This is a genomic window from Acidobacteriota bacterium (assembly GCA_022340665.1).
Classification (GTDB): Bacteria; Acidobacteriota; Thermoanaerobaculia; order Thermoanaerobaculales; family Sulfomarinibacteraceae; genus Sulfomarinibacter.
The window spans coordinates 21,578-27,581 of sequence record JAJDNM010000133.1; the positions used below are offsets into that span (position 1 = coordinate 21,578).

Genomic DNA, 6,004 nt, shown 5'->3' on the forward strand with positions numbered 1-6,004 from the left:
CGATGGAAATTCCCGGTCAGGTGTCTCTGTATTGCCCACTGATCGATGCCAAAGGAACTGCCGGGACACTCGTGTCCGTCAACCAAGACGGCTACTATCACGTCGAGGTAACCATCAAAGGCAAAATCCACGTGATGTTTCTGCCAATCGCGCACACGGCTCTGTATTTCAGTGATCCCGAACCCGAGCCGGAAGAAGGATTCGAGATCGAGCGCTGAGCTTTTCCTGATCCAGGCGAGGAGCGAATAACCTCGGTGTCCGCGCTGTTATAGAAGCGTGGTGAGGAAAGCTGAGGGGGATCGCGGAGAGACGGCATGGGTCGAGGTGCTCGATCACCTCGGCGAAGCTGTCATCGTTCTCGATGAGCAGCGTACGCTCCGCCACGTGAACCACGCAGCACGACGCCTTCTGGGGTACGAGAAGGACCAGAAGATTGGCGGCCGCTGCAAGCTCACTACACGCGGCGTCGACTGTGAGAATGCCTGCCCGCTGACCTTTGCGCTCGAACACGATCTCGACCGGGTGGAAGATTTCGCCACTGCATACACGGCGGCCGACGGGCGCTCCGTATCCCTCAGCGTCACGGTGATCCCGTTTGTCGGCGAGTCGGGCGAATTCAAGGGGGCGGTGGAAATCCTGCGGCCCACCGAGCCGCGATCTGGTTTCTTCCTGTCCGGCACTTCGACCGTGTCCGAGACACTCCGTGAGCGGGTTTCGACATTGGCCAGGGCCGGTGGCGATGTCTGCCTTGTAGGTGAGCCGACCGTATGCTTGGACGTCGCCCGCGCCCTCCACCGATTCTCCGGCCTGCCGGAAGAGCTTTTCCTGGTGTGGGAGGGGAGCTGGAGTCAGATCAATCCGTGGCCGGCCGGTACGGTCTATTCGTACGAAGAAGGGGCTGACTGTACGACCGAATTGGATCGACCCGAGGGTTGGCGGATTGTGAGAGGAAGTCCAGAATCTCCGGGTCAGTCGACCTTCGAAATCCTCGTGCTGCCGGCCGCCAGCGAACTCGAGGAAGATCTTTCACGGATCATCGTCAGCTGGATCGAGGAGCTCGCACCCAGGGCAACGGTGGCCCCGGGCGCGCTGGAGACACTGGTGCGGGTCGCAAGGGATCGTGGATTCAGCGACCTCGGAGGTGTGCTTTCGACTGCCCTGGCGGTGGCTGGCGAGCACGTCGACGAGAGTCATCTCCCGGTCGACGGTTACCGAACCGCCTTCATCGACGAGCTGCTACAGGCGCCCAAGCCCCTTGCCGAACTCGAGAAACGGCTCCTCCGAGAGGTCTTGGAACGCTGCGATTGGCGAATGCAGGAGGCGGCTGACCGGGTCGGTGTCTCGCGCGTCACTCTGTGGCGGAAGATGAAGGACCTCGGCATCGAGAAGAATTCATAATTCTGCATTCTCAATATCCAATATTCGCGTTCCACCCTTAAGGCGGCGCCGAAATTCAAAATTGAGAATCCTAGGATTTCACTCCTCTGGTTCAGAGGTGAAGCGATAGCCGACTCCGCGCACCGTGTGAAAGTGGCGCGGATGGCGTGGATCTTCCTCGAAGTGCTTTCGCAAGCGGTGGACGAAAGTATCGAGGGTGCGCGTCGAGGTATCGAAGGTGTAGCCCCAGACCCTTTCAAGCAGCTCGCCGCGGGTCAGGACGCGACCGTCATTTTCCGAAAAGAAGCGGACCAGCATGACCTCGCGCTCGGTGAGCGCGACGGTGCCCTCCGGTGTGCTGGCCCGCATCGTGTTCAAATCGACCTTGCTGTCTCCGAACTGGACCACCGGGCCGGTCCGCGCCGGCGTCTGCGACCACTCGGCCCGGCGCATGATACCCCGGACCCTGAGGACGAGCTCTTCGACCAGAAACGGCTTGGTCAGATAATCGTCCGCACCCAATTGGAGACCGAGGATGCGGTCAGCGTCGCTGCCGCGTGCAGTCAGGAAGAGAATCGGGATGAGATTTCCTTCATTTCTCAGGTTTCGGCAAACTTCGAAACCGTCGATACCAGGCAGCATGATGTCGAGGATGAGCATTTCGTAGTCGGCGGTCGGTTCGGCGAGTGCCTCGAGGGCGTGTTCCCCGGTACCAACGTGACGGACGGCGAAATCCTCCAGCTCGAGGTTGCGGCAGAGACCGTCGGCGAGCGGCTCGTCGTCTTCGCAGACGAGTAGCCGAATCGGTTCCGGGGTGGATTGAGATTCGTTCACTCCTTCTATTGTACCGCCCCATAGCAGTCGACCACGGGGTAGGAGTTCCGAGTCACATAGCCGAGCAGGGTAGTTCTTCAGAGCCAGGGACTTGCGTGTTACAATCCGCGGTCGATTCGAGCCGGCTCGGTTCAGGGATCGTGATTGTCCGAGCGGGTCAGGAGGTGGGTATGCGCCATAACGCCTTGTGGATATTCGTTGGTTTCGTGATCTGCGCGACGGTGCCGGGTTTCGCCGGCGACATCGGCTTTCTGGACGCGGAACGAGCAGTTGGAACGGTCAAGGAAGGACAGCAGCAGCTGCAGGCATTGGAAACGTGGGCGGTTCCGGAACGCCAGCGGCTTGAAGGGATGCGGAACCGCGTTACCGAGCTCACTCAGCAGCTCGCAAACCAACGTACGGTCGCCTCTGCTGACGTGATTCGTCAGACCGAGAACGAGCTCTTGAAGGCGCAGCGCGAGTTCGAGGATGCTGGTCGGAAGTTCAACCGCGATCTTGAGAACAAGCAGAACGAGTTCCTCGCTCAGGTGGCGACTCGGGTTGGTAGCATCGCGAGCGAGTACGCGGCAGCGAACGGGCTCGATGCGGTGTTTGTCCTCAAGGCGCAGCCGTTGGTTTATGTGGCTGAAGGTGCAGACATCACGGATACCGTGATCAGGCTGTACGACGAAAAGTATCCGGTCGACTGACTCCGAACCCGGGAGCTCATCGGCCGCCGGCCCCTGGAAGCTATACTCGGCCGGCGATGGAACGTACCTGGAAGCTGATCGCGGCGTTGCTTGGAGCATTGTCATGCGCCGCCTCTGCCGTAGCCGGCGAATCTGCGGTCAGTGTGATCGAGAATGCCGTTCCGACCACGATCGAGGCGGGGTCCGAAATCTCCGTGCGGCTTGTCGTCGCCAACGATGGATCGATTCCATGGGCACCGGACGAGGGATATGCGCTGTCGTACCACTGGTCGGATCTCGAGGGCGAGATTGTGGTATGGGACGGTCGTCGGAGCCCATTTCCCGACGTCGTCGCTCCCGGTTCCGGGGTCGAGCTGATTGCCGTCCTCGAAGCTCCTCGTGTTCCCGGGGAGTACCTGCTGCAGTGGGATGTCGTTCAAGAAGGCGTTCGTTGGCTGTCGGGAGGTGGTGCGCCGCAACCCGATCAGGTGCGCGTTTCAGTGTATTCCGGTCACGCTTTCGAGCTTCTCCATGGGGCGGTTCCGCGGATCATGATGACGGACTCGGTTGTGGACGTCGAGCTGGTTCTCCGCAACCAGGGCAAGCGCACGTGGCTTCCTGACGGGCGGTTTGCGGCCTCCTACCACTGGCTCGGCCGCGACGAGACGAGTCCGCGTCCGGACGGGCAGAACCCGGCCTGGGAAGGGAGACGAACCTCCTTCCCGTTCGCCGTCGGGACCGGCGAAACCGTCGCGCTCGAGATGAGCGTCGAGGGACCGCGTAGGCCGGGACTGTGGAAGCTCCAGTGGGACCTGGTGGAGGAAGGCGTCTGCTGGTTTTCGGATCGCCTCGCGGAACCGCCACCAGCCGAAACGGTGCTCGTGATTCCGGACCCCGCCAGGCACGGATCCTGGTGGTCGCTCCTCGTGCTCGGTGCCGCCGCGACGGCGGTTTCGGTCTTCAAGCTCGGGAGGCCGCACCTGTTAATTGGTTTGTTTGCCGCCGGAGATCTCCTGTGGTGCGCGGGCGCGCTGTCGATCAAACAGGGATTCGTGCTCGCCGAAAAGGGAGACTCTCCTTCCACATCGGGCTGGCTGCTGATCGTCGGCGGTGCCGCAGCTCTCGGCTTGCTCACGTTCGTGCTGCCGGAGCGATTTCGCGGATGGGCGCGCTGGGTGATGGTCGCAGGCGTAACTCTGCTGCTGTGGGCGGACTCGGTTTACCTGCGCTTCTTCGGCGATCTGCCGGCTGCATCAGCCCTCTCAGGTATCGGACAACTGAAGCAGACCGGCGCGAGCATCCGCGAGATGGTCATGCTTCGCGACCTCTGGCTATGGCTCGACCTGTTGCCGGGTTTGGTGTTGATTCTGATTGCCATCCGCCTGCGAAGGGTGATCGGACCGCGGCCCTCCCAAGCTGCGGCCGCCGCCCTGGGCGTGATGGTCGTTGCAGGCTGTCTCGCCGGCGCCCGTCTCTCCCTGACGCAACCAACCCTCATCGGACAGGTATTTCGGAGAACGGCGGTGGCCCAGGAGATTGGCGTGCTCAACCTGCACCTGGTGGACGGTGCCGGATCGATGGCAAGGAGAGTCTTCGAAACTGAGCTCGATCCCGACAAAATTGACGAGATCACAACCTGGTTTCGAGAAACAGCGTCGCAGCGTGCCGGCACGGAGCCACTGTTCGCGGTGGCCGAGGGAGCCAGCCTCGTCATGCTGCAGGTCGAGAGCCTGCAGACCTTTGTGATCGGCCTCGAGATCGATGGTCAGGAGGTGACACCGTTCCTCAACCGCTGGGCAGAGGACGGGCTGTGGTTTTCAAACGTGACCGACCAGACGGGCCAGGGGAGGTCGTCGGACTCGGAGCTCATGACGCAGGCGTCGCTGCTGCCGATGGAAGGGGGAGCGGCAGCGTTTCGCTTCGCGGCCAACGATTTTACGAGCCTGGCAGATGTCCTATCCAGGCACGGCTACGACACGTTGTCAGCGGTCCCTTTCGAAGGCGCGTTCTGGAACAGGCGCCAGACGCACGCCGCCTACGGATATCGGCGGAGCTATTTCGCCGAGGATTTTGTAGCCGGAGAGACGGTTGGCTGGGGACTCTCGGACAGGGCGTTTCTCGAGCAGGTGGTGAAAAAACTGGTTGCGGCAAACCGGCCGTTCGCGGCCTACCTCCTGACGCTGTCACTGCACCACCCGTTCGAAGGGTTTCCTCCGCAACTCGACACGCTCGATGTAGGGAAATGGGACGGCACGGCTTTCGGGAATTTCCTGCACACCATGCATTTCTTTGATTCTTCACTGGCCTCCTTCGTCGCCGCACTCGATCGAGAAGGACTTGCCGGCAACACTGTCATCGCTGTGTGGGGGGACCACGACGCCGGTTTCCCCTGGACTGAAGAGACCGCTTCGGCGATGGGCGCGCCGCACGATACCGTCGGGTGGTACCTGAGCCAGGAGGTGCCGCTCTTCATCATGGTGCCCGGCGTGGAGTGGCCGAGCGCGGAAAGGGTGGTGCCCGCGGGCCACATCGATGTCGCGCCGACCCTGCTCGCCCTGCTCGGAGTCGATCCTGCGCCATACCCATTCCTCGGGCGTAATCTCCTTGGCGACCATGGTGACCGACCGGTTGTCGGGGAGTACGGCTGCTGGCGGGACTCAAAGCGTCTCTTCCTTCAGGGAGATGGCGCGTTGGACGACGGCACCTGCATCGAGCTGGCAACTATGAATGAAGTGCCGAACACCGAGTGTCGAGCGGGATATGAATCGGCGATCCGAACCGAGGAGATGTCAGCGCTCATACTGGAGCACGACCTGCAGCGCGTTGTTCACGAGGCACTGCTCGCGACGATGGGACCCGGCCGATGAGCGGTGTCATCGAAGACGGAGGCGGTGGGGCACTCGATTCACTGCTTCTGTATAGGTTTCCGAGGAAGTGGCTCGACCTTGTTGCCACCGTCACAACAGCGCTGCTTGTGTTCGCCTCGAGATTCGTCTACCTCGCCGACGGCCCGTGGGAGTGGGACGAGACGCTCTTCGCCCGCGGCATTTTACATTTTGAACTCGCGGCCCACTTCCCTCATCCCCCCGGTTTCCCCGGTTGGCTCGCCATCGGCCATCTCCTGA

The 6,004-nt window shown here is 61.8% G+C and carries 6 protein-coding genes; 5 read left to right on the top strand and 1 reads right to left on the bottom strand.

The annotated features are described in order from the left end of the window. Window positions 1–2: 2 nt before the first annotated feature. Both LJE93_15140 and LJE93_15145 read left to right on the top strand, forming a co-directional pair. Complete coding sequence (locus LJE93_15140) at window positions 3–218, top strand: hypothetical protein (GenBank protein ID MCG6950247.1); 216 nt, start codon at window positions 3–5, stop codon at window positions 216–218. 61 nt (window positions 219–279) lie between these two features. After that, on the top strand, window positions 280–1,398 hold the full coding sequence (locus LJE93_15145) for a PAS domain-containing protein (protein MCG6950248.1): 1,119 nt from the start codon (window positions 280–282) through the stop codon (window positions 1,396–1,398). A gap of 78 nt (window positions 1,399–1,476) precedes the next feature. Here the strand turns inward: LJE93_15145 and LJE93_15150 are convergent, their stop codons facing one another. Then, the gene (locus LJE93_15150) at window positions 1,477–2,211 is read right to left on the bottom strand and encodes a response regulator transcription factor (protein ID MCG6950249.1); all 735 of its coding nucleotides are present in this window, start codon (window positions 2,209–2,211) and stop codon (window positions 1,477–1,479) included. Window positions 2,212–2,381: 170 nt separating this feature from the next. On the opposite strand from LJE93_15150, the gene LJE93_15155 reads away from it, so the two are divergent. From LJE93_15155 to LJE93_15165, 3 genes are all read left to right on the top strand, one after another. Further along, window positions 2,382–2,900 carry an OmpH family outer membrane protein gene (locus LJE93_15155; GenBank protein MCG6950250.1) on the top strand — a complete coding sequence of 173 codons (519 nt, stop codon included), beginning with the start codon at window positions 2,382–2,384 and terminating at the stop codon, window positions 2,898–2,900. A gap of 56 nt (window positions 2,901–2,956) precedes the next feature. After that, window positions 2,957–5,746, top strand: a complete 2,790-nt coding sequence (locus LJE93_15160; protein MCG6950251.1) for a sulfatase-like hydrolase/transferase — start codon at window positions 2,957–2,959, stop codon at window positions 5,744–5,746. Beyond that, window positions 5,743–6,004, top strand: a 262-nt coding sequence (locus tag LJE93_15165; GenBank protein MCG6950252.1) for a hypothetical protein, incomplete at its 3' end; no start/stop codon positions are given. The genes LJE93_15160 and LJE93_15165, both read left to right, overlap by 4 nt.

Bases quoted from the DNA above. Each gene is read 5' to 3' on its own strand.
- LJE93_15140 (MCG6950247.1), top strand. From the start codon at position 3: ATGGAAATTCCCGGTCAGGTGTCTCTGTATTGCCCACTGATCGATGCC.
- LJE93_15155 (MCG6950250.1), top strand. From the start codon at position 2,382: ATGCGCCATAACGCCTTGTGGATATTCGTTGGTTTCGTGATCTGCGCG.
- LJE93_15160 (MCG6950251.1), top strand. From the start codon at position 2,957: ATGGAACGTACCTGGAAGCTGATCGCGGCGTTGCTTGGAGCATTGTCA.